The following is a 20284-nucleotide window of genomic DNA, read 5'->3' on the forward strand; positions in this document are numbered from 1 at the left end:
AGCCGGGGACGAGGCGTGGCGTATGTGCCGGGACTGGCCTACAGCTGGATCCCGATGTGCTCCACGCAGCAAGTCGAAGACACGGTGAACGGCTTGTCCGGCCACGCCCGCCGACAGCTCGCCATCGTCCTGCGCGGCCTGTTCCGCTCCCTGAAACGGCAACGCGCCCTCTGCCATAACCCCGCCCGAAACCTGCCCATCGGCGACCTAAGGGGGGTACCGAGGTCCGTGCCCAGCGACCTGCTGGCCGGCCTGCTGGGCCACGCCACCACTCCACTCGGGCGCCCGACCGTCGTCCTGCGGCCGTGCACGCGGTCTCCGGCCACGACATCCGCACGATCCGGACAGCCGATGTGGACCTCGCCGCGGCACGGTCGAGATCCGGCGCAGCCTGCTGCGGCACACCCTCTACCTTGAGCCTTCACGCACCGCTTGACCGCCGAGAGGCTGACCTACCGCCACCGCCGCTGGCCGGCCTCGACGAATCCGCATCTGCTGGTCAGCCAGAAGACCGCGCTCGACTCCGACCAGCCAGCCATCCACATCGGCACGCTCCGAGGGGTGCTGCCTCAAGGCGTCACCATGGACGGCCTGCACCAGGACCGCATTCTCAACGAGGCGTTCGAGTAGCGGATCAGGCACACCCCCTCGAACCTGGCCCGCTACACCACGGCTCGTCCACCGAGTTGTCCGAGCTGCCGGCCTGCCGGCACCGGGCAACTCCGGCCGCATCGGCGGCAGTCGGTGTGCGGCAGGACAGCACAGCGCCTCCCACCGGGGTTCGTCGGGGAGCGGGCGCTGCGTCGTAGCGGCCCCAGCGGTCCGGAACGCGGAAAACGGCAGGCGCTGGGCAGGCCCGGCGCGCCAAGCTCGTCCCTCAGTGACTTACCGAAGGAAGGCAGACGGCCCAGAGGCCAACCCTTGCAGACCGTCGGGGGTGGGCACCACGTCGGACAGGACGGCTGAGCCCAGGCGGAGGCCGGTCCCGCAGGTTCGGACCGCGTCACTTGGATGCTGAGCCGGATCAACTGGGATGCCGACAAGGTGCGCGATGAAGTGCGTCAGTACGTGTTCACGAAGCTCCCAGTCCGCATACGCAGACACGCCACGGGCATGTGCAAGCGGACCGGTCGGATCTCGCCCAGCACCCAGAGTCGAGCAGGATGTCGAGGGCGTGGATGACAAGCATGTAAGGCAACTCGTAGCCGATAGCCGGGTCCAGCACGTTGTCACTCACCTCGGCGGACGCTTAGCGCGAGGCAGAAGTCCACACGGGGGGCGCAAGGTCTCCAAGCTATGAAGGGTGAGCTGTTCGTCCGGCTGGAGGCGCTGGCTCATTTCGTCGGGTACGCAAGGAGCAGCAGCTGGGACGAGAGGTCGTCGCCGGGCCGGCGCGGATGGTGCCATCGTCCAGGACCGCTGTCCGGTGCGTGTGTTCGGCCTCGGCCAGTGATTCTGCGCAGCCCGCATTCCGGGGACCGGGCCCACACCGATAGCGACTCCTCCTCGACCACAAGCGGGGCCGGCCCTGGTGACGCCTCGCCGACCTGAACGGACCCGCTGCCGTCCACCCGAGCGGCATCAGCCTCGTGTGTGCGTCACCGCCCGCGCCGTACACCGAGCAGCCAGGAGCCCGACTCAGCTCCGTGCCCCTTCGTCGCCGCGGAGACGGTCGGAGACTACGCCACCGCCCTGTGGCTCTCGACGGCCACGGCCGTCGCGACCCTGGGCTTTGCAATGAGCCTCTCCAGCGCGCGGCTCAAGGACGAACAGTCAGCAGACGAAGTCATAATCCAGGATTATTGAGACAAAAGGGAGCTATCCAACATGGGACAGAATCCGCACACCATGCGTGCCATCACCGCTTCGACACTGGGCGGCCCCGAAGTCCTGCGTCCGGCCGAGGTGCAGCGGCCTGAACCGAGCCTGACCGAGATCCTGGTCCGAGTGCACGCGGCGGGGGTCAACCCGGCCGATTACAAGGCCCGCAGTACAGGCGGCTTCGGCCCCTGGGGCGACCCGCGCATCCTCGGCTTCGACGTGTCCGGCACCGTCGAAGCGGTCGGGCCCGGCGTCAGCATCGTCCGCCCCGGCGACGAAGTCTTCGGCATGCCGGACTTCCCCGCCCAGGCCGGCGGCTACGCCCAGTTCGTGACGGCGCCCGCCCGCCGCTTCGTCCCCAAACCGAGCAACCTCTCCCACACGGAGGCGGCGGCCCTGCCTTTGGCCGGGCTGACCACGTGGCAGTGCCTGATGGAAACGGTCCGCCTGCAGTCCGGTGAACGGGTCCTGATCCACGGCGCGGCAGGCGGCGTCGGCCACCTCGCCGTGCAGATCGCCAAGGCGCACGGTGCGTACGTCATCGGCACCGCGAGCGCCGACAAGCACGCCCTGGCTCGCTCGCTCGGCGCCGACGAGCTGATCGACTACCGCACGACCGACTTCACCCAGGCGGTGGCGGGCATCGACGCCGTCTTCGACACCGTCGGCCGGGGCTATGCCACGCGCTCGCTGCAGGTGCTGCGCGAGGGCGGACGCGTGGTCACCCTCGCTGCGACCCAGGACCCGGCGGAGATGGCCGATGCCCGGGCCCGCGGCTTCTCCTTCGACTTCAACGCGGTCGAGCCGGACCGTGTCGGCCTGGGCGCCGTGGCCGCCCTCGCCGCCGAGGGCAGGCTCCGTCCCGTCATCGATACGGTCTTCCCGCTCGACGATGCCGCCAAGGCCCACGCGTATGGCGAGTCCGGCGCCGCCACCGGAAAGATCGTTCTCAGCGTGCAGTGATGCTTGGACGGATCTGTCCGCCTGCGTCAGCAATCGCCGGCGCCGGACCCGGGACATCCGGTCCGCGCGGATCGTACGAACCGAACTGATTCTCGCCCGGCAGGAGTAGCTGGTGCACATGCAGGTCGCCCGGCGCGAGAACGACGTGTACGGGTGCGGCAGGCCATCGAGGAAACGCTCGGGTGCCACCGCGACAGAAGTCACCCTTCCACATGAGATGACCTCCTAGGTGCCGTTTTCCTCTACAGTGCTCACCACCTGCCGCACCCGCCGAGCTCCTGGAGAACCGACCTCATCCAGTAACTGCGCGACCGCCCAGTGCGTGGCGATCTCGTGACGGAACTCCCGCTCCCCCGCCGCACCCGCAGCGCACACGTAGCGCGGGGCCTCACGCATGAGCCTGAAAGCAGGCGGTACTTGCGCCTGAAACGGCGGCGTGATCTTCCCCCAAATCGTGCAACCCCGCCCAGAAACAGAGCACCGACCGCGTCTCACCGACCGCCGGACCCAGCGCACCGGTTAACCGCTCACGGGCCGCCTCACAGAGCAGGACAACCCAGAGCATCTTGAACACGGCTGCGGTCTCCAGAAGATGACAGATGGCACTCGTGGCGCATCATCGCGGTGGGAACGTGCTCTGCCTGACACGGCAAAGCTTTGTGATGCCCCAGGTCAAGAAGGGTGCTCTCCGCGCGAGCGGAGGTGGTGCGGGCGGCAGATCGCGCCGCCTGAGCTTTAGCCTCGATGCATATGCAGGGCCTCACCCGCTTCCCTGTACGACCTGGAGGATCTAGGTTAGGGCGCCATGACTCCAGGTCCCGACAACACCGGATCTCGTACGCCCCCGGGCCCGCCCAACCCAACACCGCCTTCTCCACCCCACCAACCACGTTGGGCGTGGTGGTTCGCGGGCATCGTCATTCCTGTCGTGGGCATTATCGTGACTGTGATCATCGGCACCCAGGGGTCAGATTCAGCGAATGACGAGCCTCCAAACGGGAGTGCCGACCACCGAGACTCGGCCCCGTCTCCACCCAGCGGCAAAGAAGACGACAAGGGGAAAGCGCCAAAGATCCAATTCGGTCCAGGCAGTGTAAGTATCAAACTCGACACCGGTGGCGGAGACGTTGACCTCGACTCCACTCCCCCGCTCGTCGCTGGCACCATCAAAGGCGACGACATCGTCATCGGTGCAACGACTGGAGCTCCAACCATCTCCACTGACGGCGACGTAATGGCTCCGATTTCTGGCTCTGGCTCTGTCCTCAGCGAGGCCGAATGCACTGAGCGGATCGAGCAGAACGGCACGTATACCGCTGAGTTGAGCAGGGGCGCCCGGTTCTGCGTGCAGACCGGCGAGGGGCGTACGGCCTACCTGCGCACAGTGGCCGCCCCCACCAACGGCCCCGTCCGACTCGAAGTAACCGTGTGGGAGAAACCGAGCTGACCCCCCACCTTTCGCCCGGGTCGGATTCGGAGTGCTCTCCACCTGAGCGGAGGTGGTCCGTTGGGCAGCCAACCCTCGGTCGACCAGGTCGCCGGTGGAGACGGTGCCCTCTCTGGGAGCTGAGGCGATCCGAGCCTGCACAGAAATCGCGCGGTGTCGAAATCCCGCAAACTCCTGAACTGGTGATTGGTGTTACGCAGAGCAACAGCGGGCATGGCATCGTCGGGAGGGCGGCGAGGCGCTCTGGCGCCTGAGGGGCACTCAGCGGACAATCTGTGCCACATTCTGTCCGAGGGGGGTCGGCATGGGTGTCCTGTGGCCGTTGGAGCCTGCTACGGCAGCTAAGCACCGCCTGTACCAACGGTACCTGGACGCCTGGTGGCCGATCCTGCTGCAGACCTCTCAACGCACCGGCTACAGCAGACCGCGGGTCACGCTGCTGGACGCGTTCGCCGGCCCTGGCCGGTACGAGGGCGGTGAGCCGGGATCGCCGGTGTTCATCCTGGACCGGCTCCTGCACCACACCGCCGTCGACCGGATGAACCTCAGCCCACGCCGGGTACACCTGGTCTTCATCGAGAAGGACCGGGCCCGCCACGAACACCTCCTGGCCGAGCTGACGGACCGGTTCGGCAAGCTGGCCGACCTGCCGGTGCGGGTGGAGGTCCGGCGCGGCGAGGCGGGCCGGGACAGCCTGCCGGCGCTGACCGAGCTGGGTGCCTGGGGCAATCCGATCCTCGGCATCTTCGACAGCTGGGGCAGCGTCAACGTGCCACTGGAGGTGACCCGCCGGATCGCCCGAAACCGCTCCAGCGAGGTCATCACCACATTCGGACCCAACTGGTTCAGCCGCCGCGAGGAGTTGAACGCGGACATCCTCGACGAGGTCTTCGGCGGCCGCGCCCACTGGGCACCGGCCGCTGACGAGGCCCGGCCCGATGAGCGGTGGCGGGCGTGGCTGGGCACCTACCGCAGCGCGCTGCGCCGGGCCGGCTTCGGCTACCAGCTGCAGTTCCGGCTCGTGCCGCGCACCGGCCAGCCCTTGTACCTGGTCTTCGGAACGGGCAGCGACGCGGGGCTGAAGGCGATGAAGGAAGCGATGTGGAAGGTCGACGACCGTGACGGAGAGAGCTTCCAGGACCCCCGCACCCGCGGCGCCACGCCGACCGGGCAGCTCGACCTCTTTCAGGCCGTTGACGCCTGCGACCCGGAACTGCTCGAGCTGGTCACTCAGCGTCTCACGGCCGGCAGCGCCACTGTGGAAACCGTCGGGCAGTGGCTGCTGACCGAGACCGCACGCTGGATGCCCACGCACGCACTGAAGGCCGTGCGGCAGATGCGCCAGGACGGCTCCGTCGTGGTCCAGTCGCCGGGCAAGCTGACCACCAAGAGCTGGGTCAGCCTGGCCGCCGCGGCCTGAACAGCGCGCGCCGGTCAGACCGGAACGCCGTCCCTGGCCCGCGGGTACTCGCGCACCTGCAGACCGGCAGGGAACCGGGAGATGTCCTTGTGGTGCGTCTTGTCCCAGCAGGAGCCGAGCTGCTTGACGAACGGCGCCGTCCCGGAGCGCCGGCACCGATCAACGATGTCGCAGGCCCACTCTTCGCACATCGGGCGCGCGCCCGGCCCGGACTCGCCGCCGATGATCGTCCAGTCGATGCCTCTCAGATCCAGCCCGTCCAACGGGCCAAGCAACGGCTCACACGACAAGAACCGCACAGCAGCCGGAACGAGCCGCAGATCGTCCACGCGCGGCAACTCCCTGGCGGTCTCCACCGACACGCCCATCCACAGATTGGCCGGCCACTCAAGGTGCTCGGCAACCAGCCGCAACCGCCGCGCCCGCTTGGTCAGAACCTGGTACGTGTGCTGCGGCGTGTCCGCGATCACCGCAAAGACCCGCCGTACGTAGTCCAACGGCACCCGGGCGTGGAACAGGTCACTCATCGAGTTCACGAACACGGTCCGCGGGCTCTTCCACCCGTATGGCACGGCGAGCGCCTCCGGATGGAGCGTCAGGGCGAACCCGGGACCCGACGTACGCGGATCGCCGTCGTTCTGGTACTTCGCCGATCCCATTGCCTTCAGCCGCTTGGCCAGCGAGAGGGCGTAACAGTGGTCGCATCCGGCCGACACCCGGTCACAGCCGGTTGTCGGGTTCCAGGTCGCCTCGGTCCACTCGATGGAGCTGCGATCGCTCACCAGTCCCCTCCCACCCTCACGTCAATGGCGTCACTGCAGCGGCCGACTTCCTCTGTGCGCTGCCTAACGATGCCGTCCTCACCGGAGTCGCGGCAGGCCTACGCCAGGATGCGACCGCATCCGCTCCCTTCCACGCTCTCATGTTCGAACCTGCGTTTGAATAACTGTGCGGCGGCGACATGCTCATTGCTCACGCCGTGTGTGTCCTGTGGCGATGGCATCTGCGCTTTGCCGTGGGACCTTGATGACTCCGGTCTGTGTCATCGAGGTGTGAACGGCGTGCCGGTGAAGAAACGCAGGCACGGAGGCACGGACGGCTGCATTGTCAGTGGGGCGCCTTATGGTCCTCATGCATGTGCAAGAGGAGCCATGCGTTCATAGGGGAGATGATGTGAGCGACGGTCTGCAGTGGATGGTCGGCAGGACCTCCAGTACCGGATGGTCCTTAGACGTGCACTTCGCCCGCGGCATCGGAGCCGAGGAACTGGCGGTGCGTATGGGGGCGCGACCCGGCTCCGCGGCAGGGCCGATGACCGACGCGGAGATCTCCGATCTCCAGGTCGACGCATACCCCGAGCACGGGGTGGAGAGTGCTGTCATCCGCGTCGGCGAGCATGCCGGCTGGGCGTTCGCCATCACCTATGGCCCCTACCTCGAGCAGCTGGAGGAAGTCTCACGCGAAGGCGTGGAAGCCGTGCACTACCACTACAACTTCGCGCACTTGCCCACCCACATCACGTACGGACGTGATGGACAAGCCGTCTGCGGGTACGGTCTGTGTGAGGAGCACCACCGCTCCGGCCAGGAGCCCGATCTGCTTCTGCCCGACCTCGTCTCCGCTGGAATCCTGAACCCCGACGGGAAGACCCGGCGAGAGCCCGGCACAGGTGACTACGCCGAGCAGCGGCGCCGCAGCCTGGCCGTTTTCGAAGACCGCTTCCACCTCTCCTTGCCCCGCACCGCCCTCACGGACGACCGCCTGCCCGTGTACGCGATTCTGGGCTCACCAGCCCCGGATTTCGACGTGATCCACGCATGGGCAGCCGCCAACGGCCGCACCCTTCCCAACGAACAACTGCGCCTGATCCCAGCCGGCCTGCGCGACGCGTACGAGCGGGCCACCGACCCTCACTACTGGCAGCGCCGGAGCGAGGGAGCGCGCATCGTCGCCCAGGGCAAGTTCCACACAAGTGGCACGCTGGTGGACTCCGTGGACTAGCTGGGTTGCCTCGGAAGAAGGGTGCCGCGTCAGCGAGGGGCGGTGCCCCGGGTGGCGGTTCTGCTGCCCCAGACGGCGAGTCGGGCGCATGCGGAGGAGATGTCGCCGCCAGCGCGTGTTCTCCGCGCGAGCGGAGGTGATCCAACCTGAAGCGGACCAACGACGACGTAGCCGCTTCGGCTTTCGGGCTCCTCCGCTCTTCCGTGCCGCTTCCTGAGCCACGACCAGGGCCTGGCGTGTGAAAACGGCCCCACTCAGCTCAGTGCTCAAGCGATCACCGCCCCGGCTGGGTCGCCGTCCAGCGGGCGCGCGGCGACGGCGTCCGCACCATACGGGTGTGCTTGCACCATCGCCGCCCCTGCTCGGTCTTGTACGCCCGACGGGCATTCGCCTCGGCTTCCAAGGGCGCAGCTGTGGTACTCCGACAGAGCCTGGAGCGCGGCGAAGGCTAGCGGGGGACGCCGCCAGGACCGGGTTCACGTCCAGCGCGCTCGGCCCCACCAGCTCCATGAACTCGCGCCGAGCACGCTCGATGTCCGGCTCCAGCGATGCCCGGACGTGGGCGGCGACGGCGACGACGTCGTCCGGGTCATCCAGGTCGGCCGACCGCTGAAACCCGCAGTCCTCGCACGGCAGAGCCTGGCTAACCGCATCAGCGACGGCCGCGGCCTGCCGCTCGCGCTCCAGCTGCTGCTGGGCAGCCGCGCGACCCCATGACGACGGGCCTGCTCAGCACGCGCCCGCTCCCACCGCCACACGAAGCCCACCGCCTCGATAGCCGCCTGCCCCCGCAGCCGCTCCTCGAGGACCCGGCGGCGCTCGCCCTCGCTCAGACCGGGCAGCTCGCGGTCGACCTGCGCCACGATCTTCACTCGCCGGGCCCGGCGGGTGTGCACCACGTTGCCGCAGTTCTCGCACTCGCCGCCTGTATCCAGCCGGATCCCCTCATCGCACCGGCGGCCCGAGCACGCCGGGCGTTGCACCAAGCCGCGCCGCAGCACTCGCAGGAACGGGCGGCCGACCAGGGCCTCGCCACCGGTCCCCTCCAGGCCAGCCCAGAGACACCCGCAGGCCTTGATCAGCCGGAAGGCCCGCCAGCTCGTTCCTTCGGCCCCACTAACGCTGGTCAGGCGTCGGCTTCGTCGCCTGTCCGGCCGCGTGCTCACCTGCCCCGGTCTCGGAGGGCCGGGGCCCTGCGGCGCGGCGCAGCCGGTTTGCGATCGCGAGTCCGAGGCCCTCCTCGCCCGGCAGCGACGCGACGATGAGGTCACACCCTTGCTGGTCGAGCGTGCGCAGGAACCCGTACAGCCCGCGCGCGTAGGCGTCCATCGCAGCGGGGACCGCCACCTGGGCGTGCGCCTTGACCGGGGCGTCGGCCAGGCGGGGAGGCAGGAAGACGCCCACCTGGTGGCCGGCCTCCTGCGCGCGCTCGGCTTCGGCGATGAGGTTCTCGGGCTCGACGAGGATGACGCGGGCGCTCGGCGCGTAGTGGGAGGGATGCTGGCCCGGCACGCGCACGCGGCTGGTGGAGGGGACCGCGAGCGGGCGCCCCAGGACCGCTTCGAGGTCCTCGCGCGTCACTCCACCCGGTCGCAGGATGCTCGGGACATCGCCCGTGACGTCGACGATGGTCGACTCGACGCCGACGCCGCAGGGGCCGCCGTCCAGCACGAAGTCGACCCCGTCCCCGAGCTCGGCACGAACGTGGTCCGCCGTGGTGGGGCTGACCGAGCCGAAGCGGTTGGCGGAGGGTGCCGCGATGCCACCGCCGAAGGTCTTGAGCAGCGTGAGCGCGACGGGATGGGCGGGTACGCGCACGGCTACCGTCTGCAGGCCGCCGGTTGCCTCGAGAGGCACCCGGTGTCCGCGCCGCAGGACCAGCGTGAGGGGGCCCGGCCAGAAGTGTTCGGCCAGCAGGCGCGCCGCCGCGGGCACGTCCTGGGCCCAGTCGCCGAGGTACTCCGCGCCGCCGATGTGCACGATCAGCGGATGGGTGGGCGGGCGCCCCTTCACCTGGAAGACACGCGCGAGGGCGGTGGAGTCCTCGGCGTTGGCACCCAGTCCGTAGACGGTTTCGGTCGGCAGAGCCACCAGGCCCCCGGCGCGCAGCACACCGGCCGCCTTGGCGATGTCGATGTCGATGTCGATGTCACTGGTTCGTGCGTTCACCCTCGCGATTCTTTCACCGTTGCGCTCGCCGCATACCGCGGGCCGGGATGCTCGTCGGCGCATCCGAGGAGCCGGGGGTTTGAGTCAGGCCAGCGGTCCAGGACGCCACCGCCGGTGGCCGGGAGGTCCCGGGCCCGGTCGGCCGGCAGGCCCTGGAGCACGGGCGCAGCGCGGCGGTCCGCCGCTCCAGCGCCGCCCGGGCCCCGGCGCGCAGGTGCTGAGCCGCCGGGACGGGTACGGGCCCGGTCTCACCCTCGGCCGGCCGAACGGTATCCAGCTCGATGACCGTGCGCGCGTTACGCGCGTGCAGCAGCCCCAGCCACGGTCTGACCGTGGAGCGCGCCCCGTTTGGGGCCAACGGCCGGTGGCCCGCCGCTGCGGGGTTGGCGGCGATCATTCACGGAAGCGCGCGATGCGGGATCGGAGAGATCAGAGAGTATTGCGGTCGGCCTTCTTCGACAGGGCCCAGACGTAATGCCACCTGTCCTCCCGCAGCGGCCGGGTGCTGTGGTCCCCGCCGGCCTGAAGCATTCCCCATAGTCCAGGGGTCGCTCCGCCGACCACTCCGAGGACCCACTGGAGGGCCGGGCCGTATACGGCCACGAGTGTCGCCGAGATGCTGGCGACGACAGCGCCACTGGCGGCCACAGCTCTCTGCCCCTTGATCCTTTTCATTTCCGAACGGACAGATCGCACCTGGTCTTTGATCTCCAAACCGAGCTTGACCAGTTCACGGTCCGACTGGGTGTCATTCAGGGCGTCGTCGATATTGAGGAAGCTGAGCCGGAGGAAGTCGCGAAACGCCGAATAGGAATCGAATTCATCGATCGTGATCCGGCCGAAGTCCGCGAGGCCGACACCGTCGACGAACGGCAGCTCCATCGTGCAGATCGGCCGTACCACCCGGCTCTTCACGGGCTCGCCTCCGGAGGCCTCGATGGCCCTGCCGTCCCGGATCAGGTAGTCGACGGCCCCGACCGGTCGAGGCACCCCGGCTTCGGCGCGCGTGATGGTCAGATAGCTCGGGAGGTACCAGGCAAGGCCCGCTCTGAGCAGTGGCTCGGCGTCCAGTATCCACTGGCCCAGCACCGGGAGACTGGGGCAGCGCATCCCGTAGCGCAGCGTGAAGGGATCGGTCGCCGCGGACGAGAAGGCGGAGGTCATGTCGAACCCGGTGGTGGGGGTGGCGTAGTGGCCGAGTTCGTGGAACTCCGCATCTCCGTCATGCGACAGAAGCAGCGTGTCCGATATGAGCACGGCGCGTTTCGTGAACTCGGTCAGGCCGGTGTCCTCGACGGACAGTCCGACGTAGAACCGGGATCGAGAGAGTTTCTTCTCGTCGACCAGGCTGTGTGCACCGGAATCCCATAGGTGCCGCCCGTACTGCACCGCGACCTCGCCCGGGTCGCGCGGACCAGGTTTCATCTGTCGAAAGAAGCCGCGCATGCGCCTCGCGACAATCTTGTTCTGCACCGGTTCACGCATGAACATGGGGCATTTTCTGTCCGCCGCGTGACTGCGTCAAGAAAGCGAGGCCCGCTACGCGCGCTCCACCCATAGGGGGCCCAAGAGTTCCACCTGCCCGCCGTCCTTGCCGTGGGCGGCACGGCCGCGCAGCCATCGGCGGCACCATCCACATCCGCAGTCACATCCGTCATCCGCAGCCACATCCGTCGCCGAGCGACAGGCGTCGGCGCGCCGAAGGCAGCAGCCGCACCGCGGCACGGACGGTCTGGCGCGTGGCCAGGAACGGCAGCAGGACGTCGGCCGCTCCCTCGGGCACTCCCTCCGCGAGGTCGCGCCCGGCATCGAATCTGAAGGTCCGCGCGAAATACCCTTGCCTAATGGTCAAGAACTGTTGACCATTGCTCGCATGCCTACCGACGATCTCCCTGAGACCTTGCACGTCACCACCGAGGAGCAGCTGCGCGCCGTCTCCAATCTCACGCGCCACCGGATCATGGCCGTGCTCCGCTTCGAGCCGGCGACGATCACACAGATCGCCGAGCGGGTGGGCCTCGCGAAGGGGAGTTCCAGCTATCACGTGCGGCTGCTGGAGCGGGCCGGCCTGGTGAAGGTGGTGCGGACACGGAAGGTGCGAGGGGTCACCGAGCGGTACTACGCGATGGCCGCGCGGGCGATCGTGCTGCCGGATCCGGGTGAAGGAGGGCCTGATGTGCTGATGCGCCATGCGGTGGCAGACCTGGAAGCAGCGCCGCTGGACTCCGAGCGGCACGTACGGATGGCGCATCTGCGGCTCACCGACGAGCAGTTCGCGCAGCTGGGGGCGCGGCTGCAGGCACTGGCGGACGAGTACCAGGAGCTGTCCGATCCGTCGCTGCCGGACGCGTCACTCGTCTTCGCGCTGTTCCACCCGGCACCGCGCGAGCAGGCCGAAGGAGACACCAAGTGACGTCAGGCATACGGAAGTTGCCGGCCGGGTTCGGGCGGCTCTGGACCGCGCAGACGGTGTCCTCGCTCGGTGACGGGGTGTCGCACGCCGCGCTGCCACTGCTCGCGTTGACGTTGACGCGGGATCCGATGGCGCTCGCCGTCGTCACAGCCGCCGGGACGCTGCCGTGGCTGCTCTTCGGGGTGCTCGGCGGTGCGCTGGTGGACCGCTGGGACCGCCGACGCACGATGTGGGTCATGGACGCGGCACGTGCGGTGCTGCTCGCGGTACCGGCGGCAGCGGCCGCGCTCGACGGCTTGAGCATTCCGCTGCTCGCGGCCGTCGCCTTCCTGCTCGGCCTCGGCGGACTCTTCTTCGACACGGCCGCCACGGCCTATCTGCCGGATCTGCTCGGCCGCGACCCCGCACTCCTGGAGCGCGCCAACTCCCGCTTGCGCGGCGCCCAGACCGCCATGTCCGGCTTCGCGGGTCCGCCCGCGGGCAGTGCGCTGCTCGCTCTCGGACGGGCGGTTCCGCTGCTCGCCGACGCGGCGTCGTTCCTGCTTTCCGCACTGCTCGTCCGTACGCTGCCCGCTGCGCCCCGGCCCGATCCTGAGGTCCGCGAGTCGCTGCTTCGGCAGGCGCGGGCCGGGGCCTCGTACGTCTTCCGGGACCGGTTGCTGCTCGGGCTCGCGCTCCGCCCGGCGGTCGGGAACGTCGCCTTCCTCGCCGTGGAGACCGTCCTCGCCCTCTTCGCGCACGACCGCCTCGGCATCGGCACCTTCGGCTTCGGCCTGCTCCTCACGGCGGAGGCCGCCGGCGGCCTGCTCGGGGCGGGCATCGCCTCCTCCCTCGGCCGACGACTCGGCACCGGCACCGCACTGACCTGCACAGCCGCCGTCGAAGGGCTTGCCGTCCTGGGTCTGGCCGCTGCCCCGAACCCGTACGTGGCCGGGCTGGCGCTCGCCGTCTGCGGGGCCGGCATGGGCGCCACGATGGTGCTCGGCCCCTCCCTCAGGCAGGCGATCGTCCCGGCCCGCCTGATGGGCCGGGTCGCCTCCACCTCCCGCATGCTGGCCATGTGCGCCGCCCCCCTCGGGGCCTTCCTCGGCGGCTGGCTGGCCACCGTCCACGACGTCCGGACCCCGCTCTACGCCGCCGCTGTCCTCCTCCTGGCGATGACGGCCATCACGGCATCCATGACCAGCAACCGCCGAGTCGAAGCGGCGCTGCGTGCCGCCGCCCCGGCCGACGGTCCAGTTCACCCGGCACTCAAGGATCCCGCCCAGGAGAGCGCACCTGAGGTGTTGTGACGCTTGCCGCGAAGGCGTCACAACGATGCCGCAAACAGCGGAAGCCGTGGCCGCGCCCTGGGGCGGCGCGGCCACGGCGGTGCTCAGGGGGTGTCACCCGCGGGTGTCGTCGCCCTGGCCGCGGATGCCGCTCTTGGCCAGGCCCCGGCTGATCATGTAGCCGATCGTCAGGAGCGTGACGTACAGCCATGCCTGGTCCGCCGCGAAGCGGTCGACGCCGCCGTCGTCGTCCCCCACCACGGCGGACGCGATCAGCGTGGCGATCACCGCGGCGACGTAGGCGATCATCTCGGTGGTCTTGTAGGCGGGCTTCGTCTCCCTGACCACCCGCTCCCCGGTGTACGTGGTCCGCGGTGCGCCGGACTCCGGGTAACCGGCTGACGATGCAGCGGACATCGTGTCCTCCTGTGTCGGGCTCAATCGGGGTGCGCCCGACGGTCGTCGGGCCATGCGAGCCGGTACCCGGGAGGGCTGCCGCATAACGGAGCGTCAGCCGCAGGCCCGCGGTGGCGGCGCGCGGTGCCGGGGCCACCGGCGCGTGCCCCGGTGGGCGTCCCGGCGCACTGGACGCCGAGGGCGTCACGGGGACGCAGGTCACCGCGTTCCGCTTCTGGCCGGTGTGGGCGGGCCGTACCGAGCGGCTACGTACGAATGCGGTGGTCGCCGTACGACGACCGACGCCCGCCCGACGGGCCCGGAGCCGACAGACGACCGGCCCGTGCTTCCGCATAGGGACGGTCCCGCTGGTACCGGCGTCCGCCGCGCACCGCCCCCGCTGTCGGTGCGCGCCCGCTCACGCCGGTCCCTGGGCCAGGCACGGGGCGATGCGGTCCTTGCACCAGCGTCGGACCCGCTCCTCCCGGACGGGGTCCCCGGGCGCGTGCGTACGGCCGTCGATCCGCTGCTCCAGCACCGCCCGGGAGGCCTGGAGGAAGAAGTGGTGCAGCTCGATGCCCGCGTCCCGCACCCGGCCGAAGATCTCCGCGACGTACCCGGGATGGACCAGGGTCATGGGGACGAGCACGGGGCGGCGGTACTCCTCGACCAGCCCGACCGCCAGCTCGGCGACCTGGCGGCGCCACCGCCACAGGTCCACCGCCCCCGCAACTCCTCCGTCACCGTGGTCTTCCCGCTGCCGAAGGCACCGTTGATCCAGACGATCAACGCGCCCCTCCCCCGCCGTGGCCGCCGCCGCGTGCCGGGGACGGCTCGTCGGCGAGGACCTCGCCGATGACGTGGCGCGCCACCGTCGCCATGGTCGCGTTCGTCTCCCGGTACGAGGCGAGTTCGAGGAGCGCGACGGAGAGGGCCCAGCCGCGCCCCCGGGCCCAGGCCGCGTCGTCGGGCGGCAGCGCCGCGCGGAAGGCGTCCCGGGCACCGGCGGGCAGCACGTACCAGGCCGCGATCAGGTCGACGGCGGGGTCGCCGAGGCCGAGGCACTCGAAGTCGATGACGGCGCTCAGCCGGCCCCGGGTCAGGAGGATGTTCCCCGGCTGGAGGTCGGCGTGGATCCACACCGGCGGGCCGGGCCACTCGGGGGCGCCCAAGGCCTCCTCCCAGGCGGCGGCCGCCGCGTCCGCGTCGACGAGGTCGCGTACGGTCCCGAGCGCGGAACGGGTCGCGGCGTCGCGTTCCTTCAACGTCTCACCGCGGTACGAGGGCGGCCCGCCTGCGGGGTCGACCGCGTGCAGGGCGGCGACGAACGCGGCCAGGTCGGCGGCGAGCGCGTCCGGTTCGGCGAGGCGTCCGACGACCGGGTTCTCGCCCTCGGCCCAGCGGTAGACGGACCAGCGCCAGGGGTAGCCCTCGCCCGGCTGCCCCGCGCCCAGCGGCACGGGCACGGCCACCGGCAGCGACGGGGCGAGGCGCGGCAGCCACAGGTGTTCCTTGTCCACGTCGGCGGCGGAGCCCGCCCGGCGGGGCAGCCGCACGACCATGTCGGCGCCGAGCCGGTACATGACGTTCGACGTGCTGGAGGAGCCGACCCGCTCGACGGGGAGGTCCGCCCAGTGCGGGAACTGCGCCGCGACGAGACGGCGTACGAGAGCCGTGTCGATGTGCGGGACGTCGGCGTACGGAACGTCGGCGTGCGGGGGGCGACGACTCATGGACACCTTTCCTGGGTGGTGACGGCGCGTGCGCGCGGGGCGGGCGCACCCGTGCGCGAAGGTCATCATCCGAACGCCCCGGGGCGGGGCGCGTCAACCGGAATTCGGTGAGGAGGTCCGGCACATCCGGCCGCATCGGATCGGGACGACCGCCTACGGACCAGGACGACCGCCATTGGACCGGGATGGCCGCCTTCGGACCTGGACGCCCGCCCTCGGACCGGGACGGCCGCCCTCGGACCTGGACGCCCGCCCTCGGACCGGGACGGCCGCCCTCGGACCTGGACGCCCGCCCTCGGACCGGGACGACCGCCTACGGACCGGGATGGTCGCTGCCCGATCCGCATCGGCGGACGGCACGTCGGACACGCGTGCGACGATCCCGAGGTGAACGAAGTGAACGATCTGCGCTTCCGCCCGGCCACCGAGGCCGATCTGACCGCCCTCGTCCGCCTCCGCGACGACGCCGCCCGCTGGATGCTCGCCCGGGGCATCACGGGGCAGTGGCGTCCCGGCGAGCTGGACGAGAACCACTTCGGCCGGGTCATGGCGCGCGGCGAGGTCTGGCTCGCGGAGGCGGCCGAGGGCATCGCCGGCGCCTGGGAGCTGTGGTGGGAGGACGAGGCGGCCTGGGGGCCGCAGCCGCCCGTGGCCGGGTACGTGCACCGCCTCATGGTGGACCGGGGCGCCGCCGCGCCGGGGACGGGGCGGCGGCTCCTCGATGCCGCGGAACGCCGCGTGGCCGCGACGGGCCGGACCCGGGTGCGCCTGGACTGCCTGGCCGGCAACGCGCGCCTCAACGCCTATTACCGCGACGCCGGTTACCGCGTCGTGGGCCACAAGGCGGGCAAGCCGCAGCCGGGTGCGGCGCCCAAGTCCTTCACGCTGCTGGAGAAGGAGCTGCGGCACGCGGAGGGCGACGCGACCGCCGCGACTGCGTAGCGCCGGCGCCCGTGGAAAGGCCGCGGACAAGCCCTGAAGGGAAATCGACTACCTCACGGGCCGCGCTTGGCGGAAGATCGTCCCATGGCTGACATGGAGTCCTTCCGGGAAGCGGTGACCGCGTGGGCGGCCGTTGACGCCGGTGACCTCGACGGCGCCCGTGCCGCGGATGACGCCGGTGACACAGGTGACGCCCGTGACGCCGGTGAGGCCGCGCGGGAGCTCGCCGCGCGGCTGTCCGTGCGGACGGCCGTCCTGCTCGAAGGGCGCAGCGACGCCGAGGCGGTCGACGCCCTCGCCGCGCGCCGCGGCCGGGACCTGGCGGCCGAGGGCGTCTGCGTGCTGCCGATGGGCGGGGCGATGAGCGTCGGCCGCTACGCCCGCCTGCTCGGCCCGGCGGGCCTGGGCCTGCGGCTGACGGGGCTGTGCGACGAGGCGGAGCGCGGCTACTACAGCCGCGGCTTCGAGCGGGCCGGCGCGGCAGGGCAGAGCTTCTTCGTCTGCGCGGCGGACCTGGAGGACGAGCTCATCCGTGCCCTCGGCGTGCCGCGGGTGGAGGACCTTGTCCGGGCGGAGGGCGACCTGCGCCCGCTGCGGAGCTTCCTGCGCCAGCCCGCGCAGCGCGACCGCGACCCGCAGCAGCGGCTGCGGCGCTTCCTCGGCACGAAGAAGGGCCGCAAGATCCACTACGGCCGCGTCCTGGTCGAGGCCCTCGACCCCGGCCGCGTACCCGCCCCGCTGGAGGGCCTGCTCGCCGACCTGTGACCGCGGAGGTACGGGGGGCCTCGTCCGCGGGGGGCCAGGGCCTACACCGGCGTCGGCAGGAACTGGTCGTAGAAGTCCGTCTTCAGCCGCAGCGCCCGCTCCTCGACCTCCTTGAAGGAGTCGGTCGACGGCTCGCGGGCGAGGAGTTCGCTCAGGCGGCGGCCCAGCCGGTCGGAGTGCGTGGTGGAGAGCAGGGAGACCTTGGCGAGCGGGTGGGCCTTGGCGTCGTGGGAGTGGTGCGGGTAGTAGAAGCGCGAGCGGTTCTCGCCGTCGCGCGTGAGCAGCGGGCCCATCCGCTCCCACAGGCACCCGTACTCGACGGACACCAGGACCTCGCCCCAGAAGCGCAGCAGCGTCAACAGCCGTACGTCGGCGTCGTCCTCGGCGCCCGCGTCGGCGATGAGCTCCAGCGAGTCGAGGATGACCCGACGGGTGGTGTCGGTGGGCCTGGAGGTGACCAGGGCCCGGCGGGAGATGCCGAGGTGGAACAGGTCCTCCGTCATGTCCTCGCGGTGCGAGCGGGTGTGGCCGTGGCTGTCGGGGTACTCCTCGCGCAGGATGACCCGGGCGATGCGCACCCCCACCTCGTCGTCGAGCAGGTCGATCGCGAGGTCGTAGCAGGGAGTGAAGGCGAGGGACACGAAGCGGCGCTGCAGCAGGACGGCCGCGAAGACGTCGTCCGGCAGCAGCGTGACGTTCGCGAGCACCGGGTGCTTCCCGAACCGCTCGATCAGGTCGTCCTCGAACGCGTCGAGGCGGGCGAGGCCCTCGGGTCCGTCCAGTCGTGGCATGGCCGTGCTCTCTTCCGGGTCACAAGTTGATTCGTCCGACGGATCCGCGCCAGTCGCTCAGGTCCACGGGGCAGCCGATGCTCCAGAGCGTGTCCACCTCGTGCTGCACCTCGCGGCCCATCACCGTGCCGCAGCCGTCGATCTCGATCTGGGTGGAGCGGATCGCGAGCCGTCCGTGCAGGAACGAGCTCACCAGGTAGTGGTCGTCGGCCTTGTACACGGCGACCGACGGCAGGGAGTTGTACACCCGCACCTCCAGGCGGGCGCGGTCCTCGTCCGCCGCGTCGTGGACGAGGGAGGCCAGCGTGGACAGGCACTGCTCGATGTTGACCCGTACGTCGCCGTCGCGGGCGGGGTCGCGCACGGTGCGCAGGGCCTCGCTGCGCAGCCCGGCCACCGGTGACGACGGGTGCAGCAGCAGGACGCGGACGTGCACCTGCCGCTCCAGGAGGGCCTTGCGCAGCTCGCGGTCGAACTCGTCGAGGTTCGGTATCCACGTCTGGAGGACGGCCACCTCACGGGTGGCGCCGTCGACGAGAGCGGCGAACCGGTCGTCGGGGAACCGCTCGTGCACCCGGACCGCTCCGGCGTAGTGCCGCTGCTTCGCCTCGCGCGCGATGGCGTCGATGTCGAGCTTGGACAGTTGGGTGTGGACGTCGTCGAGCACCTTGAGGCGGTCGAACTCCAGGAGCAGGAAGAGCGTGACCGTGCTCAGGATGAGCAGCGTCACCTTGGGCAGGGTGCTGCCCGGGGCCAACTCGTCGAGCCAGCCCAGGAGATCGGCGAGCACCACCAGGATGCCCGCCGCCGCCATCACGGCCAGCGCGATGCGCTCGGCCCGGTGGCGCATGCCGCCCCTCATCCCCCGCTCCAGCCTGCCGCCCGGCGTCGTAGGCGACGATGCTAGCCGGGCCGCGCCTGCCGCGGGAGCACTTCGACCAGGCCCGTCGGCGGCCGCGGCCCCCGGGTCCGACGCGTTCCCGACGCGTTCGTGACGCGCTTCGGGCCGCCACCGCCAGCGTCGGGCTCATCCGCTTGTCCCGTACCGCTGCGGGCACCGGCTTGTCCCGTACCGCTGCGGACACCGGTGACGGCGCGCGCCGCGAGTCCGCGGCGGCGGTCGGCCCGGAGCGCCGCCGGACGGCGGCCTCAGTCGTCCGCGAGCAGTCCCGTCCGCAGGCGGGCGAGGGTGTGGGAGAGCAGGCGCGACACGTGCATCTGCGAGATGCCGAGCACCCTGCCGATCTCGGCCTGGGTCATCTCCTGGCCGAAGCGCATCTCGATGATGCGCCGCTCCCGCTCCCCCAGCTCCGCGAGGAGCGGTGCCAGGGCGTGCAGGTGCTCGACGGTCTCCAGGGCGGGGTCGGGGGCGCCCATGACGTCGGCGATCGAGCGGCCGCGCCGGTGCGTCTCGCTCTCGTCGCGCGGATCGTTCGGGGCGTCGAGGGAACCGGCGGTGTACCCGTTGGCGGCCACGATCGCCTCCAGGGCCTGCTCCTCGGTCACCTCGAGCTCGGCGGCGAGCTCCCTGACCGTCGGCTCGCGGCCGAGCGCGGTGGACAGCTTCTCCTGGGCGGCGGCGAGGTGGGAGCGCAGCTCCTGGAGCCGGCGCGGTACGTGCACCGCCCAGCTCGTGTCACGGAAGTGGCGCTTGATCTCCCCGAGGATCCAGGGGACGGCGAACGTGGTGAACTCGACGCCGCGGCTCAGGTCGAACCGGTCGATCGCCTTGATCAGCCCCACCGTCCCCACCTGGACGATGTCCTCCATCTGTCCGCTGCCGCGGGCCCGGTACCGGCCCGCGACGTAGTGCACGAGGGTCAGGTTCATCTCGATCAGCGTGTTGCGCGCGTACTCGTACTCGCGCGTCCCCTCCTTCAGGACGCGGAGCCGGTCGACGAAGAGCTTCGTCAGCTCCCGGGCGTCCTTCGGCGCGACGTCGACGGCCTCCTCGATCCACGGCAGTCCGGCGGAGGCGGCGCGGCCGCCGCGCCCCCCGGTCGCGGCGGAGGCGGTCCGGTCGGCGTCGGCCCCGTGGCAGCGTGCGCGCGGTGTCGTCCCGCTCACGCCGGTGTTGGCAGGCACAGTCTTGCTCCCTCACCCGATTCGTGCGGTCGGGCGAGTGATTCCGCAACGGCCGCGCCGCGTACCG

At 70.7% G+C, this 20284-nt stretch carries 21 protein-coding genes; 10 read left to right on the top strand and 11 right to left on the bottom strand.

Going from position 1 to position 20284, the window contains the following annotated elements; translation table 11 throughout:
* The first annotated feature begins 432 nt into the window (after positions 1-432).
* Positions 433-630, top strand: a complete 198-nt coding sequence (locus QK440_RS06275) for a hypothetical protein (protein WP_282791963.1) — start codon at positions 433-435, stop codon at positions 628-630.
* A 1197-nt stretch (positions 631-1827) separates the two neighbouring features.
* On the top strand, positions 1828-2784 hold the full coding sequence (locus tag QK440_RS06280; RefSeq protein ID WP_282791964.1) for an NADP-dependent oxidoreductase: 957 nt from the start codon (positions 1828-1830) through the stop codon (positions 2782-2784).
* Positions 2785-3172: 388 nt separating this feature from the next.
* On the opposite strand, the gene QK440_RS06285 is transcribed toward QK440_RS06280, so the two are convergent.
* Positions 3173-3349, bottom strand: coding sequence for a hypothetical protein (locus QK440_RS06285; protein ID WP_282792028.1), 177 nt, complete (start codon positions 3347-3349; stop codon positions 3173-3175).
* Between the two features lie 381 nt (positions 3350-3730).
* Here QK440_RS06285 and QK440_RS06290 point away from each other — a divergent pair, with 381 nt between their 5' ends.
* Complete coding sequence (locus tag QK440_RS06290; protein ID WP_282791965.1) at positions 3731-4231, top strand: hypothetical protein; 501 nt, start codon at positions 3731-3733, stop codon at positions 4229-4231.
* Positions 4232-4535: 304 nt separating this feature from the next.
* Complete coding sequence (locus QK440_RS06295; protein WP_282791966.1) at positions 4536-5651, top strand: three-Cys-motif partner protein TcmP; 1116 nt, start codon at positions 4536-4538, stop codon at positions 5649-5651.
* A 14-nt stretch (positions 5652-5665) separates the two neighbouring features.
* On the opposite strand, the gene QK440_RS06300 is transcribed toward QK440_RS06295, so the two are convergent.
* Positions 5666-6433 (bottom strand): phage Gp37/Gp68 family protein, encoded by a 768-nt coding sequence (locus QK440_RS06300; RefSeq protein ID WP_282791967.1) that lies wholly within the window; start codon positions 6431-6433, stop codon positions 5666-5668.
* A 391-nt stretch (positions 6434-6824) separates the two neighbouring features.
* On the opposite strand from QK440_RS06300, the gene QK440_RS06305 reads away from it, so the two are divergent.
* Positions 6825-7652, top strand: coding sequence for a DUF6461 domain-containing protein (locus QK440_RS06305; RefSeq protein WP_282791968.1), 828 nt, complete (start codon positions 6825-6827; stop codon positions 7650-7652).
* A 558-nt stretch (positions 7653-8210) separates the two neighbouring features.
* On the top strand, positions 8211-8369 hold the full coding sequence (locus QK440_RS06310; protein ID WP_282791969.1) for a hypothetical protein: 159 nt from the start codon (positions 8211-8213) through the stop codon (positions 8367-8369).
* A 399-nt stretch (positions 8370-8768) separates the two neighbouring features.
* On the opposite strand, the gene QK440_RS06315 is transcribed toward QK440_RS06310, so the two are convergent.
* The 3 genes from QK440_RS06315 to QK440_RS06325 form a co-directional block, all read right to left on the bottom strand.
* The gene (locus QK440_RS06315; protein WP_282791970.1) at positions 8769-9821 is read right to left on the bottom strand and encodes an L-threonylcarbamoyladenylate synthase; all 1053 of its coding nucleotides are present in this window, start codon (positions 9819-9821) and stop codon (positions 8769-8771) included.
* Positions 9822-10250: 429 nt separating this feature from the next.
* Positions 10251-11312: a hypothetical protein gene (locus tag QK440_RS06320; RefSeq protein WP_282791971.1), complete on the bottom strand. Its 1062-nt coding sequence runs from the start codon at positions 11310-11312 to the stop codon at positions 10251-10253.
* Between the two features lie 163 nt (positions 11313-11475).
* A complete protein-coding gene (locus QK440_RS06325; RefSeq protein WP_282791972.1) occupies positions 11476-11604 on the bottom strand; it encodes a hypothetical protein in 129 nt (42 codons plus the stop codon).
* A gap of 90 nt (positions 11605-11694) precedes the next feature.
* Here QK440_RS06325 and QK440_RS06330 point away from each other — a divergent pair, with 90 nt between their 5' ends.
* Positions 11695-12234 carry a winged helix-turn-helix domain-containing protein gene (locus tag QK440_RS06330; RefSeq protein WP_282791973.1) on the top strand — a complete coding sequence of 180 codons (540 nt, stop codon included), beginning with the start codon at positions 11695-11697 and terminating at the stop codon, positions 12232-12234.
* The gene (locus tag QK440_RS06335) at positions 12231-13526 is read left to right on the top strand and encodes an MFS transporter (RefSeq protein ID WP_282791974.1); all 1296 of its coding nucleotides are present in this window, start codon (positions 12231-12233) and stop codon (positions 13524-13526) included. The genes QK440_RS06330 and QK440_RS06335 overlap by 4 nt, the downstream gene beginning before the upstream one ends.
* Positions 13527-13619: 93 nt before the next feature.
* Here the strand turns inward: QK440_RS06335 and QK440_RS06340 are convergent, their stop codons facing one another.
* The 3 genes from QK440_RS06340 to QK440_RS06350 form a co-directional block, all read right to left on the bottom strand.
* Complete coding sequence (locus QK440_RS06340; protein WP_282791975.1) at positions 13620-13922, bottom strand: hypothetical protein; 303 nt, start codon at positions 13920-13922, stop codon at positions 13620-13622.
* A gap of 397 nt (positions 13923-14319) precedes the next feature.
* Entirely contained in the window at positions 14320-14622 is a 303-nt protein-coding gene (locus QK440_RS06345) for an AAA family ATPase (protein ID WP_349239268.1), read from the bottom strand.
* 64 nt (positions 14623-14686) lie between these two features.
* Positions 14687-15634 (bottom strand): aminoglycoside phosphotransferase family protein, encoded by a 948-nt coding sequence (locus QK440_RS06350; RefSeq protein ID WP_282791976.1) that lies wholly within the window; start codon positions 15632-15634, stop codon positions 14687-14689.
* A gap of 396 nt (positions 15635-16030) precedes the next feature.
* Between QK440_RS06350 and QK440_RS06355 the strand changes: the two genes are divergently transcribed.
* Together QK440_RS06355 and QK440_RS06360 are read left to right on the top strand one after the other, a co-directional pair.
* Positions 16031-16576, top strand: a complete 546-nt coding sequence (locus tag QK440_RS06355) for a GNAT family N-acetyltransferase (RefSeq protein WP_282792029.1) — start codon at positions 16031-16033, stop codon at positions 16574-16576.
* 84 nt (positions 16577-16660) lie between these two features.
* The gene (locus QK440_RS06360; RefSeq protein WP_282791977.1) at positions 16661-17341 is read left to right on the top strand and encodes a TOPRIM nucleotidyl transferase/hydrolase domain-containing protein; all 681 of its coding nucleotides are present in this window, start codon (positions 16661-16663) and stop codon (positions 17339-17341) included.
* Positions 17342-17382: 41 nt separating this feature from the next.
* On the opposite strand, the gene QK440_RS06365 is transcribed toward QK440_RS06360, so the two are convergent.
* The 3 genes from QK440_RS06365 to QK440_RS06375 form a co-directional block, all read right to left on the bottom strand.
* The gene (locus QK440_RS06365; protein ID WP_282791978.1) at positions 17383-18132 is read right to left on the bottom strand and encodes a hypothetical protein; all 750 of its coding nucleotides are present in this window, start codon (positions 18130-18132) and stop codon (positions 17383-17385) included.
* A 19-nt stretch (positions 18133-18151) separates the two neighbouring features.
* Positions 18152-18982, bottom strand: a complete 831-nt coding sequence (locus QK440_RS06370; RefSeq protein ID WP_282791979.1) for a hypothetical protein — start codon at positions 18980-18982, stop codon at positions 18152-18154.
* Positions 18983-19281: 299 nt separating this feature from the next.
* Positions 19282-20097 carry an RNA polymerase sigma factor SigF gene (locus QK440_RS06375; RefSeq protein ID WP_282792030.1) on the bottom strand — a complete coding sequence of 272 codons (816 nt, stop codon included), beginning with the start codon at positions 20095-20097 and terminating at the stop codon, positions 19282-19284.
* Between the last annotated feature and the right edge of the window lie 187 nt (positions 20098-20284).

This window comes from Streptomyces sp. CC224B, from assembly GCF_030010595.1.
Lineage (GTDB): Bacteria > Actinomycetota > Actinomycetes > Streptomycetales > Streptomycetaceae > Streptomyces > Streptomyces longispororuber.

Bases quoted from the DNA above. Each gene is read 5' to 3' on its own strand.
- QK440_RS06280 (WP_282791964.1), top strand. From the start codon at position 1,828: ATGGGACAGAATCCGCACACCATGCGTGCCATCACCGCTTCGACACTG.
- QK440_RS06285 (WP_282792028.1), bottom strand. From the start codon at position 3,349: ATGCTCTGGGTTGTCCTGCTCTGTGAGGCGGCCCGTGAGCGGTTAACC.
- QK440_RS06295 (WP_282791966.1), top strand. From the start codon at position 4,536: ATGGGTGTCCTGTGGCCGTTGGAGCCTGCTACGGCAGCTAAGCACCGC.
- QK440_RS06320 (WP_282791971.1), bottom strand. From the start codon at position 11,312: ATGTTCATGCGTGAACCGGTGCAGAACAAGATTGTCGCGAGGCGCATG.
- QK440_RS06330 (WP_282791973.1), top strand. From the start codon at position 11,695: ATGCCTACCGACGATCTCCCTGAGACCTTGCACGTCACCACCGAGGAG.
- QK440_RS06340 (WP_282791975.1), bottom strand. From the start codon at position 13,922: ATGTCCGCTGCATCGTCAGCCGGTTACCCGGAGTCCGGCGCACCGCGG.
- QK440_RS06350 (WP_282791976.1), bottom strand. From the start codon at position 15,634: ATGAGTCGTCGCCCCCCGCACGCCGACGTTCCGTACGCCGACGTCCCG.
- QK440_RS06360 (WP_282791977.1), top strand. From the start codon at position 16,661: ATGGCTGACATGGAGTCCTTCCGGGAAGCGGTGACCGCGTGGGCGGCC.
- QK440_RS06365 (WP_282791978.1), bottom strand. From the start codon at position 18,132: ATGCCACGACTGGACGGACCCGAGGGCCTCGCCCGCCTCGACGCGTTC.
- QK440_RS06370 (WP_282791979.1), bottom strand. From the start codon at position 18,982: ATGCGCCACCGGGCCGAGCGCATCGCGCTGGCCGTGATGGCGGCGGCG.